Below are 15,514 nucleotides of genomic sequence, written 5' to 3' on the forward strand. Positions count from 1 at the left end.
TTCGGGACACGGTTACATCGAGGTACCGAGCAGGCCACGGGTGATCTGGAAGCCGACGTTGCCTGAAGCAACCGCTTTGGGAATTTGCCGGCGGCTCGCCACCGCGGCGATCACGTCCAGGCCGGCTCGGGCTTGTTCAGCGGCGTCCCCGAGGGCGACGGCATCCAGATCCTCGCCGTACTTCGCGACCGTCGGCGGATCACTGCTGATCTCGACGACGGGCACGAACCGCTGCGCCGACAAGGTGCCGCCGGCAACATGCGCCAGGATCTGCTGTACTCCGCCGGCGCCGAAGCCGGTCGCCGTCTCCATCCAGTCGGTGCCCGGCATGCGCATCACGTGCCAGCCCGGCGTGGTGAATCGCTGGCCGTGCGCGATCGTCGGTTGGACCGGGGCCGGCGAGCCGAAGGCGGCGGATCGGAAGTTGTCGTCGGTGATCAGCGCGCCTCGCGAGGAGAGCACGACCGAGCCGCCGGCACCGACGATCTCGCGGCCGATCAAAGCCATCGCCTCGGCGGTCTCCGGGCTGAGGTCGCCGCGAGCTTCGAGGCCGACGGTGAGCTCGCCGATGCTGCCTTCGACCTCTTCGGGCGCCGGGAGATGGAAGCTGCCGAACCAGTCTTTGACCCTCGTCGTCACCGCGTCGAGGCCGCCGTCCGCCTGGATACTTGCCCAGCCGAACCGGGACGGATCAGCACCGGCCTCGACCAGCCGGGAACGGAAGTAGTCGTTGTGGGTCTTCTCGCAGCCGTGTTCGAGGAGCAGTGCCATCCGGACGTTCGGGTGGAGGAGGTAGCCGAGCATCGTCCGCGCGAAGGTCTCCTCGGAGGCACCACCGCTCGAACCACACCCCTCGGTGTGCGGCAACGCAACCATCCTGGTGACCGCATCCCCGGCCCAGCGTTCGGTTTCCGCCGTTTCCGCAAGTCTGAGCGCTATCTGCCCCGAGCAGAGACTGGTCGGCAGAATCAACCCGACCTGCTCGGGCACACGCTTTCCGTCCGCCTCCAACAGCGTCACGCGCATGGTTTCTGTTGCCTGCGGGGCGGAAAACGTCAGCGGTTTTGCCGGGAGGGGGGCGTCGCGGTCTTCGGCCGGGAGGTCGGCGAGCTTGCGCGACGTACGGCCGTCCGTGGTGATCGAGATACCTTCGCGGGGGCCGCTCTGCCGCCAGTTGCGCCAGATCGACACCTGGCTGTGGCCGGCCCGCTCCCCCGCACTCGGCTCACCCGACGCCACCCGCACGGTCAGGTCGAACGTCTCCGCGGTCAGCTCGTCCATCGGCGTACCGGTCAGGTAGCGGCCGGCGTCCACGTCCATCTCGGCGTGCAGCAACTCGTACCGCGTCGAGGTGGTGACGAACTTGATCGTCGGCACGAACGGAAAGTTGGTGATCGAGCCGTTTCCGGTGGTGAAGAAGATCAGGTTGCAACCACTGGCGACCTGCCCGGCGACGGACTCCAGGTCGTTGCCCGGACTGTCCATGAAGACGAACCCATGGCCGGGCATCGGTTCGGCGTAGTCGATGACGTGGTCGAGCCGCACGTCGCGATCGAGCTTGCGGGCGGCGCCGACGGACTTGAGCACGATGTTGTACAGCCCGCGGTACACGTTGCCGCCGGACGGATTCCCCTCGGCGGTGTGACCGTGCCAACCGACGCGTTCCTTGAACGACTGCACGGTTTTCAGGAACCGGCGAGCGGTCGGAAGATCCCGCACGTTCTTGAGTACATAGCCTTCCGCACCGATCAGTTCGTCGGTCTCAGCCAGTACTGCGACGCCGCCGTGCCGGATCACCTCGCGCGCGACGGCGCCGGACAGCGGGTTCGCGCTCACACCGGAGAAAGCGTCCGATCCGCCGCACTGCAAGCCGATCCAGAGATCCGCGAGCGGGACCTCTTCGCGTTGCTGGGCCGCCACGATCGGCAACCATGGCCGCACGAGCTCGGCCGCTTCTGCGAGGTCGTGCTCGAAACCTCCTTGCCGGGTGAAGTACGCGTGGGGCACCCGGATCGGCGGATAGCCCTGCTCAACCATGAAGTCGCGAATCGCCTGCCCGGAGACGAGGTCGTCCTCGGTATCGACGATGAGGACGGCACCGACATTCGGGTTCAGCGCAAACCCGGCGAGGGTCGCCAGCAGGAGGTGCAGATTGTTCGGCGTACCTTCCTCGCCGCCTTCGGTATGCGCCACCGGCACGACGCCGTCGAACCCCTCCGCCCCGTCGAACCCTGCGGCGCCGTCGAACGCCGCGGCGCCGTCAGCCCCCTTCGCTCCGGCGAACCGCTTGGCGAGTTCGGTGACGAAGCCGCTGCTGCGGGAGCTGGTGGCGAGCAGTACTACGTGGTTGCGGGTGCCGGCCGGACCTTGTGCACGGGGATAGCCGAGGAACGTGCCCGGCTGCTCGACCGAAGTGACCTGCTGGCCGAGGTTGAGGGCGTTCTCGTCCAGCTCGTACGGATCCAGTGGTTCGTTGTCGGCCGACGGCTCACTCGGCAACCCCTCGACACCTCGAGCCGACACGGCGGCCAGGCTGGTCGGCGTACAGACGTAGTCGCCGATCGACAGGTCGCGGCGGGCGCGGGCGAACGGGGTGTGCCAGGACAGCAGGGCCTCGCCGGCCGCGATCGGGCGGGCGACGATCCGGTGACCTTCGAGGACCGTGTGCGGCAGCGTCACCGCCGTACCGGCGAAGTCAATGACGGCACCTTGCTCCAGCCGGCGAGAGCAGATCGCGACGTTGTCGCCCGGCTCGGGCAGCACACCGATCTCGTCGAATCTCACCATCGCGGGCGCCTCCCGGTAGCTGTCCGGTGCCAAATCGTGCATGATGCATGATTACAGTGCCACCCTGCCGAACAGAGCGGGCCGGGTCAAGGGCGCGACCAGTCCGTGGAGCGATCCTGGAGAATGCGATGACGGAGACCGACCAGCACGTGGATCCCGGCGCAGCGCCTCTGCCAGGATCCGGTGCCGTGGAGCCGCAGGATCGCCGGCTGCTCCGGCGCCAGATGCTCGCCGACGACGTGTACGAGGCGATCAAGACGATGCTGATGGACCACACCATCCGCCCCGGTGCCCGCATCTCGATCGACGGGCTGGCTCGCGACTTCCAGGTCTCGTCGACTCCGGTGCGTGAGGCGCTCGCTCGGCTGGAGTCCGAGGGACTCGCCGACAAGGAACCGCTGAAGGGGTATCGCGCGACACCGTTGCTCACGCTGGAGGAGTTCGACGACCTGTACCGGTTCCGGCAACTGCTCGAGCCGTGGGCCGCGCGCCGGGCCGCCGAGCGCATCGACGACGCAGGCCGGGCCCGGCTCCGCGCCGAACTCTCGACCGCGGTCGAGCCGACGGCGGTCGACTACGCGGGGTACAAGTCGCTCACCGCGCACGACAACCGCTTCCACACACTGATCGCGAGTCTCTCCGGCAGCGACCAGGTCCGCCTCGCCTTCGAGCGAACCCACTGCCACCTGCACATCTTCCGCCTCCACTACGACCGCGACACCGGCCCCGAAGTCCTCGTCGAACACCGCCAGATCGTCGAAGCCATCACCACCGGCACCCCCACCGCCGCCGAAGCCGCCATGCACCACCACCTGGAAAACTCCATGACCCACCGACTCCGAAAAATCTACGAATAGCCCATCAAGTCGAAGCTGCCATCGGCGTGCCGGTCAGGTAGCGATGGACCTTCTCGCGGTTGTCGGTGATGGACTGAATGGCGTCGCCCCGTTAGGTGCGGGACGGTGAGCGGCGCTGTTTGAGGGCGCCTAGCAGCCAGTCAGCCGAAGGCCGGTGAAGACGACTACCTGAAGCTTTCCGCGGGTAGTCGTCGTCACCGTGTCAGCGGGTTGGGGTGATGACGAGGGCGTCTCCTACCGGGCGTTCGCCCGTGGCGTCGGAGGGGGAGTTGAGGACGTTGCCGTTGGCAACCATGGTGGTGGAGCCGCCGCCGTCGAGGTTGATGGCGTTGCGGAGGCCGAAGGACTTGGCGACGGCGGCTGTTTCGGCGATGCCGAGGCCGAGGCTGGTCTCCGAGCGGCCGTCGGCGGTGATGATGACGGTACGGCCGAAGGCGTCCACGCCGGCGAAGGTGCGCGGGTTCCGCTTGTGGACCCAGCCGTAGTAGAAGCTCGGGTTGTCGGCGGGCGCCATGCCGTCGGCGGCCGGAGTCGCGTGCAGTTGACCGTCGCGGACCAGTTCGGGACCGCCGTTGACGATGGTCGTGTGCGGCGAGAGGCGTACGTCGTGCCCGCGAGCATCGGTCAGCGCGGCACGGATCACCAAGCGCTTGCCGACCTTTGCAGCACCCAAGAGCAGCGGTACCTGGTTACCGGTCGCCTGAACCGTCCGGCCGCCTTCGGGGATCGCGCCCCCACGCGTCGTCGTACGGATTGCTGTCACCACGCCATGCCGATCAACCACAACCTCTGCGCCCGGTCCGCTCGGCGTCGAGGCCGCGTACGCCGAATCGAAGGCGATCAGCTCGTCCGGGTCCGTGCAGGTCACGTCGTGCAAGGGTTTCGAGGTCGGCAGGTCGTCGGTCGTGCCACCGCAGTTGCGGATCAGCCCCGGCACCCGGTCCAGCCCGTCGAGCGGAAGTGGCCGCCCGATCCCCCGGACGTCGCCGTGCCAGCGGAAGCGCTCGACCGCAGTACCGCGGGCGTTGTCGTGGATCACCAGTGCGGGACGTCCTGCGGTCGGCTCGCTGACCAGGCGCCCGTCGTACACACCGACGCCGGCCGGGTCACCGGGCGCACCCGCCTTCGGGTCCAGGACGAAGAAGCCGGCGTTGGTCGCGGCGGTCGCGCCGGTGAGAGCGGCCAGTGTGCTGGTGGTCTCGCGCGCCTCGATGTCGATCCCGTACGACGCGTCGAGGCCGCCGCGGAACTTCTTCGGGTCGATGGTGAGCACCTGGACGTGCCAGGGACCGGTGGATCCGCTGACATCGTCCGGCTCGCCGTCCCAGCCGGTGAAGATGCTGGACCCGCCGAGCCCGGCGGCGACGACCTTCGCCCGCAGCACCTCGGCCTCGGCCTTCGTCGCGAACGAGCCGAGCCGCACCCGGTACCCCAAGAGGTTGCCACCCGCGTCGGCAAGTCGAGGCGTCGGAACGTCCTCCACCCGCGGCTCCAGCCCGGCGGCTCGCAGTCGCGCGGCGGCCGCCTCTGCCGTCGCCTGATCGGAGATCGCAGTGGCCGGGGCGTCCGGATCAGGGGAACTGGACGGGATCGCCACCTCGACGGTCCAGACGGACTTCGGGTCCGCCTGACCGCGCACGATCGTCGTCAGCGTGACACCGGGCTGCAACACCCGGCTGTCCCTGGTCTCGGGCAAGCCGGCAGGACCGAGCGGCAGCCTCGCTTGACCGACCGACGCCACCACGCCGGCCGGTGATCCGGCGGGCGGCTGAGCAGACGCAGTACCGGCAAGGGCTGAGCCGATGGCGAGCGACGTGGACAACGCGACGCCGGCCGCCAGTCGGCGGCGGGAGCGGACAGCTGGGCGGGAAGTCATACGTCCTTCCTATGTCAGCCGCCAACCACCCGCAAGGCCCTCGCAGTGAACTGGCAACGACCTGATCAGGAACTGAAGAGAGGATCCAGCGCGGCGAGCAGCTCATCGGCCGTCACCCGCCCCTCCCCCTCGAACTCGCCGACCTCGACTCCGACGATCTCGTGCTGCGCGGCGGCTTCGGCACAGGCGTGGAGATCTTCCAGGGACAGGCCGGCAGGCACCTGGTAGTCGGTCTGGACCAGGCCGGGCTCGAGGACGTCGCAGTCGAGGTGGAAGTAGACCGGCCGGCCGGCAAGAACGGCGGCCAGCCGATCGCCGAGATCAGGCCCGGCCTCGATCAGCTCGATCCGCCCCGAGCGGATGTGCTCCGCCTCGGCCGGGTCGAGATCACGGGCACCCACCAGCACCGCGTGCCCGACACCGGCACCAAGACCTGAATCCCACCAGCCGAGCGGCCCCGACAGCGCCATCCCGCCGAGGAACCCGGTGGTGGTGTCAGCAGGAACGTTGATGTCGCCGTGCGCATCGAGCCAGACGACGACCGCATCCGGTCGATGCCGGGCGACGACCGGTTGAGTCGCAAGGGCCACTGCGCACCGGGTGATGGCCGACACCGGTACCAGCCCGTCGGTCATCACCGCGTCGATCCGGGCAGCCAGCTCGCCCAGTGGTCCACGGGCTCGCTCGAGCTCGAGCTCCCACGACTGTGGATCACTGGGCACCGGCGTACCGATCACTGTCGGCTCGACGCCTAGTCGTCTCGCCATCGCCTCGCCGACGACCCGGGCCGCCGCCATGGCCCGGTCGTTGTGGTCACCAGCCGGACCGATGTACGTCGTAAGCCCTGTCGAAGTCATGCGCACAGGTTAGGAGGGGGCGTCGCCGTGGTCGGGGATCTCCAGCTGTACGCCGCCTTGCAGGGCGGACTGGTGGGCGACGATCCCGGGGAGCGTGTAGCGGGCCGCGACCCAGGCGTTGACCGGCGGCAGGGTCTTGTCGGCGATCGCGCGGACGAAGTCGTCGGCGAGGAAGTGGTGCGAACCCTCGTGGCCGTTGTGCATTCCTTCGTACTCCGCAGGCAGGCGGCTGCGGTCGTGCACGGGCGACAGGCCCGAGCGGAAGGCGTCGCGCAGGGCCGGGTCGACATTCGCGAGGTCGGCGTCGTCCAGCGAGCTGCTGGGCTTCGTCTCCATCAGCGCGCTGATGTCCTCGACGCCCTCCTTGGTCTGCCACACGGTGGTCGTGGCGAGCTGCTCGAAGCTGCCCTCGGTGCCGAAGACGCGCAACCGGGACTCACGCAGGTGCGACGGGTAGCCGACGCGGCGCATCTCGTTGGTCCGCATGATGCCGCCGTCGGCGAGTTTGAACAGCGCGGTCGCGTTGCTGAAGTCGTTGTCGAACTGGCTGATCTCCTTGTCGAACACGCCGTCGCCGCGGTCGTCCTTCACACCGATACAGGACACGTGCGTGGCGTGCTGCCCGGTGACGGACAGAACGTTGCCGACGGCATGCGTCGGGTACAGCATGGGCGGGAACGACGCGGTCTTCTTCCAGTCCTCGCCGCCGGAGTACTGGTAGGCGGCGTAGAAGCCGAGATCCATGTCGTGGACGTAGTCGCCCTCGCAGTAGAAGACCCGGCCGAACTCGCCCTTGGCGAGCTTGTCGCGGCAGTACACCGAGGACGGGTAGTAGTAGCTCGTCTCGCCCATCATGTAGGTCAGGCCGGTCTCCTTGACCAGCTCGATGATGCGGGCGATCTGGTCGGCCTCGATCGCCATCGGCACGGTCGAGTACACGTGCTTGCCGGCTTCCAGCGCGCGGATCGCCATCTCGCCGTGGAACCAGCGCTGGGTGAAGATCGCGACCGCGTCGACGTCCGACTCGAGCATCTCCTCGAACGACTGGTAGGTGACCGCGATGCCTTGCTGGGCTGCCATCTCGGCGGTCCGATCCGGCAGCACGTCGGTCAGCCTGACCGACGAGACGTCCGGGTGAGCGGTCCACAACCGCAGGAACGAAGGGGCGAACTGGCCGGCGCCGACCACACCGATGCTGAGACTCATACCGCAAGGCAATCACACATTTGTCGTCTATGTAAGAACAGTTTTGCACATCAAGACGGAGGGCTAGGTGTGGGTGGGAGCCAACAGACGGTCGGGATGGTCTGTGGTTATTCCGTCCACGCCCAAGGCGATGGCGCGAGTGAGCGTGTCGGGGTCGGGGACGGGCCAGGCGGTGACGGTCAGGCCGTGGGCGTGCAGGGTGGCTACGCCTTCGGGGGTGAGGCCCTTGATGCCGCAGAGGGCGGTGGTGGCCTGGGCGTCCTGGCAGAGGGTGATGACGTCGGGGATGGGTGGAGTGCGGCCGAGGATGAGGCCCGTGTCGGCGGTGGGGCGCAGACGGCGTACGGCGAGTAGGACCTCCGACTGCGACGAGGTGATCAGGGTGCGGGCGGCCAGGTCCGGGTCGGCTTCGAGCGACTCGACCAGGAGAGGAACCGCGGCAGCCGCCTTGATCTCCGCCTGGAAACGGATCGGTACCGCGGCGACCGTCTCGGCCCAAGTGGGAATCACCTCGCCGAGGCCCGCATCCAGTGCACGCAGCTGAGCAAGGGTGAGCTCCTCGACCGCGCCGGTGCCGTCGGTCGTGCGGTTGACGGTGGCGTCGTGGATCACCACCAGTTCGCCGTCCGCGCTGACCCGCAGGTCGAGCTCGACCTCGTCGCAGCCGTCGGCGGCCGCGCGACGGAAGGATCGCAGCGTGTTCTCCGGTTCGGTTCCGAGCGCGCCGCGATGGCCGGTGATGATCAAAGCACCTTCTCCTCGTACTGGCGCCGGACCTCGTCGCCGATCGCCTCGAGCCGCCGCGCGACCGCGCCGAACACCTTGCGCGGCGACGCGTTGTCGGCGTAGATCTGCTGCAACCCCGTGTAGATGGCCACATTGGAGTTCCGCCCGAAGAGCCGGATCGCGTCCTGCTTGCGGGCGTTCGTCAGTTGCGCGATCGCGACCCCGTAGTTGGGTTCGTCCGCGATCAGCTTCTTCAGCGCCGGATCCTCGCGCGCCTTGTCGACCACCGGCAGATACCCGGTCTGGGTCGTCCACCAGGCCGAGTTCTCCGGCCGCGCGAGGAAGGCGAGGAACGCGGCCGCCGCCTGCTTGCGTTCAGCAGAAGCGTTCCGCAGCATCCCGATTCCACCGCCACCAGTGGCGATCCCGGCCGCCACCTCCGACGGCACGAACCCGGCGCCGACCTTGAACTTCGCCTTGCTCATCGCGCTTTTCAGTCCACCGGTCGAGTCCTGCACCATCGCGACCAGCCCGTTCGCGAAGTCCGTCATCGCGCTGTTCGCCATGTAGGCGAAGCCGTCGTCGTGCACCATCCGCCGCTGCCACTCCCCGGCCGCGACCGCACCGTCCTGATCGATCGTCACGTCGAGCCCGTTCGAGTACGCCCCGCCGAACTGCCACACATTCCCCTGGAACTGCCAGTCGCCGTCGACCTTCGCCAACGCAAGACTCCGCAACGACCGCCCACCGGACTGAACGCGAGCCAGCGACGGCCCCCAGGACCGCAACTCGCTCCAGGTCCGTGGCGCCCGATCCGGCAGCCCGGCTTTGGCGAAAGCATCCCGGTTGAAGTACAGAATCGGCGTCGACCGCGCGAACGGCACACACCAACTCTGCCCCTTCACCACATACTCACCGAACAGCTTCTGCTGATAGACAGCCGGCCCGAAACCGTCGGTGAAGTACCCGTTCAACGGCTCCAGCGCGTCGTTCAAGTAGAACCGCTCCCAGGTGACATCCGACAGTACTGCGATGTCGGGCGCCTGCCGCGCGATCAACGAGGCAGCCACCTTCTGAGCGACGTCGTCATAACTGCCCTGGAACTGCGCCTCGACATACACGTCCTGCTGCGACTCGTTGAACTTGGCAACGAGCTTGTCGACTGCCTTCCCGTTCGCCCCGCCGTACGACGACCAGAAGACGACCCTGGTCCGCCCGGCGTACTGCTTCGGTACTGCGCCCGCCGGCTGCTCGTACTCCGCATCGACCGACCGGTACCCACACCCGGCCAGGGACCCAGCGGCGGCCAACCCCAAGAACGCGCGACGCCTCATCCTTTCAACGCTCCCTGAGTGATGCCCCCGACGATGTAGCGCTGCGCCACCAAGAAGATCAGTAGCATCGGCGCGAGAACCAGCAACGTGCCGGCCATGATCGTGCCCCAGTTGGCCAACCCCTCCTCGTCTTTGAGGATCAGCAGACCGACCGGCAACGTCCGCATGTCGGCGGTGTTGGTGACGATCAACGGCCAGACGAAGTTGTTCCACTCCTCCACCGCCGTGATCACGACAACCGTGATCAGCATCGGCTGCGACATCGGCAGCACCACTCGCCACAGCGTCCGCAGATGACCCGCTCCGTCGACGGCGGCCGCATCCGTCACCTCCGACGGCAAGGTCAGGAAGTGCTGGCGCATCAGGAAGGTGGCGAACGCCGACCCGATCCCGGGCACGATCAACCCGGCGTACGTGTTGATCCAGCCGAGCGACGCGACGGTCAGGTAGTTCGGCAGCAACGTGACGTGTCCCGGCACCATCATTGCCCCGAGCACCAAAGTAAACAGCACCTTCTTGAACGGGAACCTCAAGTAGGCAAAGGCGTACGCGGTCAGTACGGCGTTGGCCACCTTCGCCGCGGTACCGACGACTGTGATGATCGTGGAGTTCAGGAAGAATCGGTCGAACGGAGCCGCCTTCCAGGCCAGCGAGAAGTTCTCCCAGGTCAGGTCGTGCGGCCACCAGGCCGGTGGCCACTGGTAGATGTCGGCCGGCTGCTTCAGCGCCGTACTGATCAACCAGTACAGCGGAGCCAGGAAGATCGCGGCGACGCCGACCAGTACGACGTACTGCAGCGGCCTCGTGCCCAAGCGGCTCATTTGTAGTGCACCCGCCTCTCCATCACCCGGGCCTGGACGGCGGTGACGATCAGCAGGATGACGAACATGATGATCGACAGGGTCGCCGCGCGGCCGGCGTTGAACGCCTGGAAGCCTTCGTTGTAGATCGACCAGCTCAACGTGGTGGTGGCATCACCAGGGCCACCACCGGTCATCACCGCGATCACGTCGAAGGCCTGGAACGTGCCGATCACCGTGGTGATCAGCAGGAAGAACGTGATCGGCGCGAGCAGCGGCAACTTGATCCGCCGGAACCTGGTCCAGGTTCCCGCACCGTCGATCGCGGCCGCCTCGTCGAGTTCCTTCGGCAACCCCTGCAGGCCGGCCAGGTAGATCAGGGCCGTGAAGCCGACGTTCTTCCACAGGTACACGATCACCAGGCCGGGCAGTGCCCAGTCGGAGTTGTTCATCCAGTCCGGCGGTTCCGCGCCGAACGGCTCGATCAGCGCGCGCAGCAGTCCGTAGCCGGGATCGAAGATGAACAGCCAGATGGTCGCAACGGCGGCGCCGGAAAGGATGTGCGGCGCGAACGAGATCGTCCGCACGACACCGCGCCCCTTGAGCGGCTGGTTGAACAGCAACGCCAGCGCCAGCCCGATCACCAGGCTGCCGGCCACGATCAGCCCGGTGAAGACGAGCGTGATCCACAACGTCTTGTGGAAGGCGGGATCGGTGAGGATGTTGGCGTAGTTGGTCAACCCGACGAAGGTCGGGCGGGCCGCGATCATGTTCCAGTCGGTCAGGCTGAGAAACGCGTTGTAGAGGATCGGCCAGTACGCGAACACGGCGATCACCAGCAGGTTCGGTGCCACCAGCAAAGCGAACAGCCGGTACTCGCGGCGGCGGCGCCGACGCTGCTCCTGGTTGCCGCTGGCAACTTGTCGCCGTTCGTCCGGATGCGTCCGGACCGGTAGGTCGAGAGCGGTCACGACAACCTCCTCACAGGCTGGGCCACGGTTCGAGCAGGTCGAGCAACGCGTCGGCGAGCCCGGGCGAAGCCGCCAGTACGCCGTCCGGCAGCGGGGTCCCCGGACCACCGACGGTCTGCGCGCCGGCCTCCCGGGCGATCAACCCACCGGCGGCGACATCCCATCGCTGGATCACGTGCTCGTAGTACGCATCGACAGAGCCGTCGGCGACCGCGCACAGGTCCAGCGCGGCCGATCCACCACGCCGCAGATCCCGTACGGCGGGGAGCACTCGCCGCAGATACTCCGCCTGCTCGGCGCGCCGCTCCGCCAGGTATGAGAACCCAGTGCTCACCAGAGCAGCCGCTGTCCCGCGCGACTCCCGAACCGCCAGCCGTACGCCGTTCCGCGTGGCGCCGCCGTCGCGAACGGCCTGCCAGGTGAGGCCGGTCCTCGGTTGGTGCACGACCCCGACCAGCGCGCCGGCGTCGTCCTCGGCCGCGATACTGACCGCCCACTCGGGCCGGCCGTAGAGGTAGTTCACCGTCCCGTCGAGCGGGTCGATCACCCAGGTGATGCCGGAGACCGATGGCTTCGCGGCACCCTCCTCACCGAGCAGGCCGTCGTCCGGCCGGGCCATCGCCAGGCCGTCGGTGATCAGCTGCTCGGACGCGCGATCGGCAGCGGTGACCGGGTCGCTGGCCGAACTCTTGATCTCCACGGCAGGTCCGTCGATGCTGACGGTCGCCTCCCTGGCCAGCAACTCCGCCCCCGCCGCGGTCGCGAGAGTGCTGGCGAGAGCTAGGAACTCATTGACGTCAACAAGGCGCACGCCGTGAAATTATCACTGAATCGTGGTTTCGTATAGCTAATCCTTGTTATCTTCTCATCGAAATCACATCAGTCGTCATCATCGTCGCGCAGCCGCACGCCGGTGACGCCCTCGAGTTCGTCCAGGGCCAGGACCAGCGTCTGCAGCGGCGCCCGGCCGGTGAACCGCATCCCGGCCCGCACCTGCCGCCTGCCGGCTTCCCGCTGCACCTCGGTGCCGAGCACCGACACCTCGAAGCCCATCGCACTGGCGGTGTGCAGGATCTCCCGCAGTACGCCGGCGCCGTCGAGGTACCGGACCGTGACGATCTTGCGGCGGTCCGGCGACGGCAGGTGCCGTGTCAACCGAGTGAACGGGCCGACGGCAACAAGATGCAGAACGGTGGCCGCTACCGCGAGGATCGGCATCCCCGCGCCACAGGCCATCCCGATCGCCGCGGTCATCCAGATCGTCGCCGCGGTGGTCAGCCCACGCACGACGTCGCGGCGCATGAAGATCACGCCCGCACCGAGGAAGCCCACGCCGGACACGACCTGGGCCGCGATCCGGGACGGATCGAGGTTCACCTCGGAGCCGAGCACGTTCGCGAAACCGAAGCCGGAGACCAGTGTGAAGACCGCGGCGCCGGTGCCGACCAGCGTGTGGGTGCGGACACCGGCGCTCTTCTGCCGGATCTGCCGCTCGACGCCGATCAGCATCGACAGCACGAACGCGATCAGCAGCAGGAGCAGCTCGACCCAGGTGTCCGAGGTCGCCAGCTTCATGACCTCACCAGTGCCCAGGGGCGATTCATCAAGCCACCTTGCCGACCGGATCCCGGCCCGCGAGGTAGGCGGCCACCGCTTCGGCCGCGATCGATCCGGCCCGGTGCGCGGTCTGCCGGGTGGCACCGGCCAGATGAGGAGTCATCACCACGTTGGGGGCCGTCAGCAACCGCGAGCCGGCCGGCAGCGGCTCCGCCGGGAACACGTCGAAGGCCGCGGCACTCAAGTGCCCCGACTCCAACGCATCGACGGTCGCGTCGTAGTCGAGCAGCCCACCACGAGCCGTGTTGACCAGTACGCCGCCTCTCGGCATCAGCGCCAACTGCTCGGCTCCGATCATGCCTCGAGTCTCGTCTGTCAGCCGCGCGTGCAGGCTGACCACGTCGGAGCGCCGAAGCAACTCGTCCAGGCCGGCCAACTCGATCCCGTCAGTCGCGGTGGTGACGAACGGGTCGTTCACCAGCACCCGCGCACCGAAGGCAAGCATCACTCGCGCGACCCGGCGACCGATAGCGCCGAAGCCGATCAGCCCGACGGTCGCGCCGTCCAGCTCGCCGCCGCACTCGTCGTACGCATAGAGATCGCTGCGCCACTGCCCGTCTTCCAGGGTGCGCTGCAGCCGGGGAAGGTTGCGTAGGGCACCCAACATCAAGGTGACCGCGTGCTCGGCCGCGGCACCGGCGTTGCGACCGGGGGTGGACGACACGATGATCCCGCGCTTCGTTGCCGCAGGCACGTTCACGTTCACGGGACCACCACGGCAGCAGACCAGAAACCGCAGGTCCGGCGCCGCGTCGAGCACGCGCTCGGTAAACGGGCCCATCTGCGTGACGGCCACCTCGATCCCCGGTAGCGCCGCGATCAACTCCTCCTCGGCGTCGCTGGCTTCGTCCACCTCGGCCACCCGCCCGTACGGCGTGAGCGGCCAGGGCAAGGTGACTTCGCGGAAGTCGAAGGAGACCTCGGGCAGCTTGCCGAGTTCGGCTGCGAGCAGTTCGTTGCGGACGAAGTGGTCTCCGGCAAGCAGCGTGGCGACGGTTCTCATCGGACTCCTGGTCTCATCTGTGCAGGGCTTGAGGTCTCAGCGAGGCGCCGGGTCGGCCCACCGCGGGCGGGCGAGCTCGATCCGCCGCAGGTAGTGGGCGTATCCCTCGTCGTAGAAGGCGGCACGGGCCGGGTCCGGATCGAGTTGCCGGGTCTCCGCGATCCACTCGGATCCCGTGCTGTCCGGGTCCACAGCGCGCCGGGCGCCGATCACGGCTCCACGCGCCGCGACCTGCGACGCCTCAGTCGTGTGCAGCGGGCTGTTGAGCACGTCCGCAAGGATCTGAGTCCATTCGGTACTGCGGGCGCCGCCTCCGCAGACGGTCACGCGACCCGACCACCCGGCCGCCTCCAGACAATGCCGAGCGGCGTAGGCGATCCCCTCGCAGGTCGCCCGGACCAGATCCGCCTGCGTGGTGGAAAGGTCGATCCCGTCGAATGAACCACGCGCACGGGTGTCCACGAACGGCGCGCGCTCGCCCGCCTCGGACAGATACGGCAGCACGGTCACACCACGAGCACCAGCCGGGCTCTCCGCGAGCAGCGCCGCCAACTGATCGGTTCCGAGCCCGACAAGTGCGAGCACGCGGTCGAGCGCCGCCGTACCGACCATGGCCGGCATCGCCCGCAACCAGGTCCCGGGCGTCCACGTCCCCAGGAACAACCCGGCGGGCTCGCCATCGACCGGCAACTCCTGTGTGACCACCTGACAGGCGAGCGTCGTACCGACAGTCAGCAACGCGTCGCCGACTTCGGTGACACCGGCGCCGGTAGCAGCCGCAGGAAGATCGTACGGACCGGAAGAAACCCTTGTCCCCAAGGCCAAACCAGTACGGGCGTCGCGTAGCTCCCCCACCGGCCCGACCTCCACGGGAGCCAGCAAATGCTGCCAATCACCCAACCCACACGCAGCCAAGGCATCGGCGTCGTAGTGCCCGGTCCGAGGATCCAGGAAGGGCGCAGACGCATCGGAGACATCAGTCGCCCGCACGCCGGTGAGCCGCTGCATCACCACGTCCTTGCAGTACGCCGCCGTCTGCGCACGACCGAGAACGTCAGGCTCCTCAGCCAGTACTGCGGCCAGCAGCGGGCCGGAAGCACCTGGGAACATCCTGTTGCCGGAGCGCCGGAAGACATCCTCGGCAATACCCTCAGACGTCCACCGCTCCAGGATCGGACTGCTCCGCGCGTCCAGCCAGGAGATCGCCGGCCGCACCGGGCGCCCGTCCGCATCCACCAGCCAAAGTCCGTCACCCTGAGCAGTGATGGCCAGCACCCCGGGCCGCGCCGCCCCGGACGAGGCGAGCTCCCGCAACACCTCGTTGACTGAGGCAACGATCTCGTCGGTGTCGTGCTCGAACCGTCCCGGTCCCGGCCGGACCAGCCTGGTCGGCCGGGACGCCTCGGCAACCTGCCGGCCCTCGTCGTCGAACACGACCGCCTTGGTGACCGTCGTCCCGACATCCACACCGACGTCCATC

At 68.0% G+C, this 15,514-nt stretch carries 13 protein-coding genes; 1 reads left to right on the forward strand and 12 read right to left on the reverse strand.

Features of this window, described 5'->3' with window-relative positions; translation table 11 throughout:
* Positions 1-12: 12 nt before the first annotated feature.
* Complete coding sequence (locus DIZ26_RS32955) at positions 13-2,829, reverse strand: UxaA family hydrolase (protein WP_112248456.1); 2,817 nt, start codon at positions 2,827-2,829, stop codon at positions 13-15.
* Positions 2,830-2,915: 86 nt separating this feature from the next.
* On the opposite strand from DIZ26_RS32955, the gene DIZ26_RS32960 reads away from it, so the two are divergent.
* Positions 2,916-3,644 carry a GntR family transcriptional regulator gene (locus tag DIZ26_RS32960; protein WP_112248457.1) on the forward strand — a complete coding sequence of 243 codons (729 nt, stop codon included), beginning with the start codon at positions 2,916-2,918 and terminating at the stop codon, positions 3,642-3,644.
* A gap of 202 nt (positions 3,645-3,846) precedes the next feature.
* On the opposite strand, the gene DIZ26_RS32965 is transcribed toward DIZ26_RS32960, so the two are convergent.
* From DIZ26_RS32965 to DIZ26_RS33015, 11 genes are all read right to left on the reverse strand, one after another.
* Complete coding sequence (locus DIZ26_RS32965) at positions 3,847-5,520, reverse strand: phosphodiester glycosidase family protein (RefSeq protein WP_112248458.1); 1,674 nt, start codon at positions 5,518-5,520, stop codon at positions 3,847-3,849.
* A gap of 65 nt (positions 5,521-5,585) precedes the next feature.
* Positions 5,586-6,377 carry an arginase family protein gene (locus DIZ26_RS32970; RefSeq protein ID WP_112248739.1) on the reverse strand — a complete coding sequence of 264 codons (792 nt, stop codon included), beginning with the start codon at positions 6,375-6,377 and terminating at the stop codon, positions 5,586-5,588.
* A 9-nt stretch (positions 6,378-6,386) separates the two neighbouring features.
* Entirely contained in the window at positions 6,387-7,583 is a 1,197-nt protein-coding gene (locus DIZ26_RS32975) for a Gfo/Idh/MocA family protein (protein ID WP_112248459.1), read from the reverse strand.
* Positions 7,584-7,646: 63 nt separating this feature from the next.
* Positions 7,647-8,330, reverse strand: a complete 684-nt coding sequence (locus tag DIZ26_RS32980; protein ID WP_112248460.1) for a glycerophosphodiester phosphodiesterase — start codon at positions 8,328-8,330, stop codon at positions 7,647-7,649.
* Positions 8,327-9,643: an ABC transporter substrate-binding protein gene (locus DIZ26_RS32985; RefSeq protein ID WP_112248461.1), complete on the reverse strand. Its 1,317-nt coding sequence runs from the start codon at positions 9,641-9,643 to the stop codon at positions 8,327-8,329. Before DIZ26_RS32985 ends, DIZ26_RS32980 begins: the two co-directional genes overlap by 4 nt.
* Positions 9,640-10,464: a carbohydrate ABC transporter permease gene (locus DIZ26_RS32990; protein WP_232828769.1), complete on the reverse strand. Its 825-nt coding sequence runs from the start codon at positions 10,462-10,464 to the stop codon at positions 9,640-9,642. The genes DIZ26_RS32985 and DIZ26_RS32990 overlap by 4 nt, the downstream gene beginning before the upstream one ends.
* Positions 10,461-11,414 carry a carbohydrate ABC transporter permease gene (locus tag DIZ26_RS32995; RefSeq protein ID WP_232828770.1) on the reverse strand — a complete coding sequence of 318 codons (954 nt, stop codon included), beginning with the start codon at positions 11,412-11,414 and terminating at the stop codon, positions 10,461-10,463. Before DIZ26_RS32995 ends, DIZ26_RS32990 begins: the two co-directional genes overlap by 4 nt.
* A 10-nt stretch (positions 11,415-11,424) precedes the next feature.
* The gene (locus DIZ26_RS33000) at positions 11,425-12,225 is read right to left on the reverse strand and encodes an inositol monophosphatase family protein (protein WP_112248462.1); all 801 of its coding nucleotides are present in this window, start codon (positions 12,223-12,225) and stop codon (positions 11,425-11,427) included.
* Between the two features lie 68 nt (positions 12,226-12,293).
* Positions 12,294-12,989, reverse strand: a complete 696-nt coding sequence (locus DIZ26_RS33005; protein WP_112248463.1) for an MgtC/SapB family protein — start codon at positions 12,987-12,989, stop codon at positions 12,294-12,296.
* Between the two features lie 28 nt (positions 12,990-13,017).
* Positions 13,018-14,034: a 2-hydroxyacid dehydrogenase gene (locus DIZ26_RS33010; RefSeq protein ID WP_112248464.1), complete on the reverse strand. Its 1,017-nt coding sequence runs from the start codon at positions 14,032-14,034 to the stop codon at positions 13,018-13,020.
* 36 nt (positions 14,035-14,070) lie between these two features.
* Positions 14,071-15,513, reverse strand: coding sequence for an FGGY-family carbohydrate kinase (locus DIZ26_RS33015; RefSeq protein ID WP_112248465.1), 1,443 nt, complete (start codon positions 15,511-15,513; stop codon positions 14,071-14,073).
* Position 15,514 lies beyond the last annotated feature (1 nt).

This window comes from Kribbella monticola, assembly GCF_003261635.1.
In the GTDB taxonomy this organism is placed as follows: Bacteria; Actinomycetota; Actinomycetes; order Propionibacteriales; family Kribbellaceae; genus Kribbella; species Kribbella monticola.

Excerpts from the sequence above, each read along its gene's own strand:
- DIZ26_RS32955 (WP_112248456.1), bottom strand. The coding sequence starts at position 2,829 with ATGCACGATTTGGCACCGGACAGCTACCGGGAGGCGCCCGCGATGGTG.
- DIZ26_RS32960 (WP_112248457.1), top strand. The coding sequence starts at position 2,916 with ATGACGGAGACCGACCAGCACGTGGATCCCGGCGCAGCGCCTCTGCCA.
- DIZ26_RS32965 (WP_112248458.1), bottom strand. The coding sequence starts at position 5,520 with ATGACTTCCCGCCCAGCTGTCCGCTCCCGCCGCCGACTGGCGGCCGGC.
- DIZ26_RS32970 (WP_112248739.1), bottom strand. The coding sequence starts at position 6,377 with ATGACTTCGACAGGGCTTACGACGTACATCGGTCCGGCTGGTGACCAC.
- DIZ26_RS32975 (WP_112248459.1), bottom strand. The coding sequence starts at position 7,583 with ATGAGTCTCAGCATCGGTGTGGTCGGCGCCGGCCAGTTCGCCCCTTCG.
- DIZ26_RS32985 (WP_112248461.1), bottom strand. The coding sequence starts at position 9,643 with ATGAGGCGTCGCGCGTTCTTGGGGTTGGCCGCCGCTGGGTCCCTGGCC.
- DIZ26_RS32990 (WP_232828769.1), bottom strand. The coding sequence starts at position 10,464 with ATGAGCCGCTTGGGCACGAGGCCGCTGCAGTACGTCGTACTGGTCGGC.
- DIZ26_RS33005 (WP_112248463.1), bottom strand. The coding sequence starts at position 12,989 with ATGAAGCTGGCGACCTCGGACACCTGGGTCGAGCTGCTCCTGCTGCTG.
- DIZ26_RS33010 (WP_112248464.1), bottom strand. The coding sequence starts at position 14,034 with ATGAGAACCGTCGCCACGCTGCTTGCCGGAGACCACTTCGTCCGCAAC.
- DIZ26_RS33015 (WP_112248465.1), bottom strand. The coding sequence starts at position 15,513 with ATGGACGTCGGTGTGGATGTCGGGACGACGGTCACCAAGGCGGTCGTG.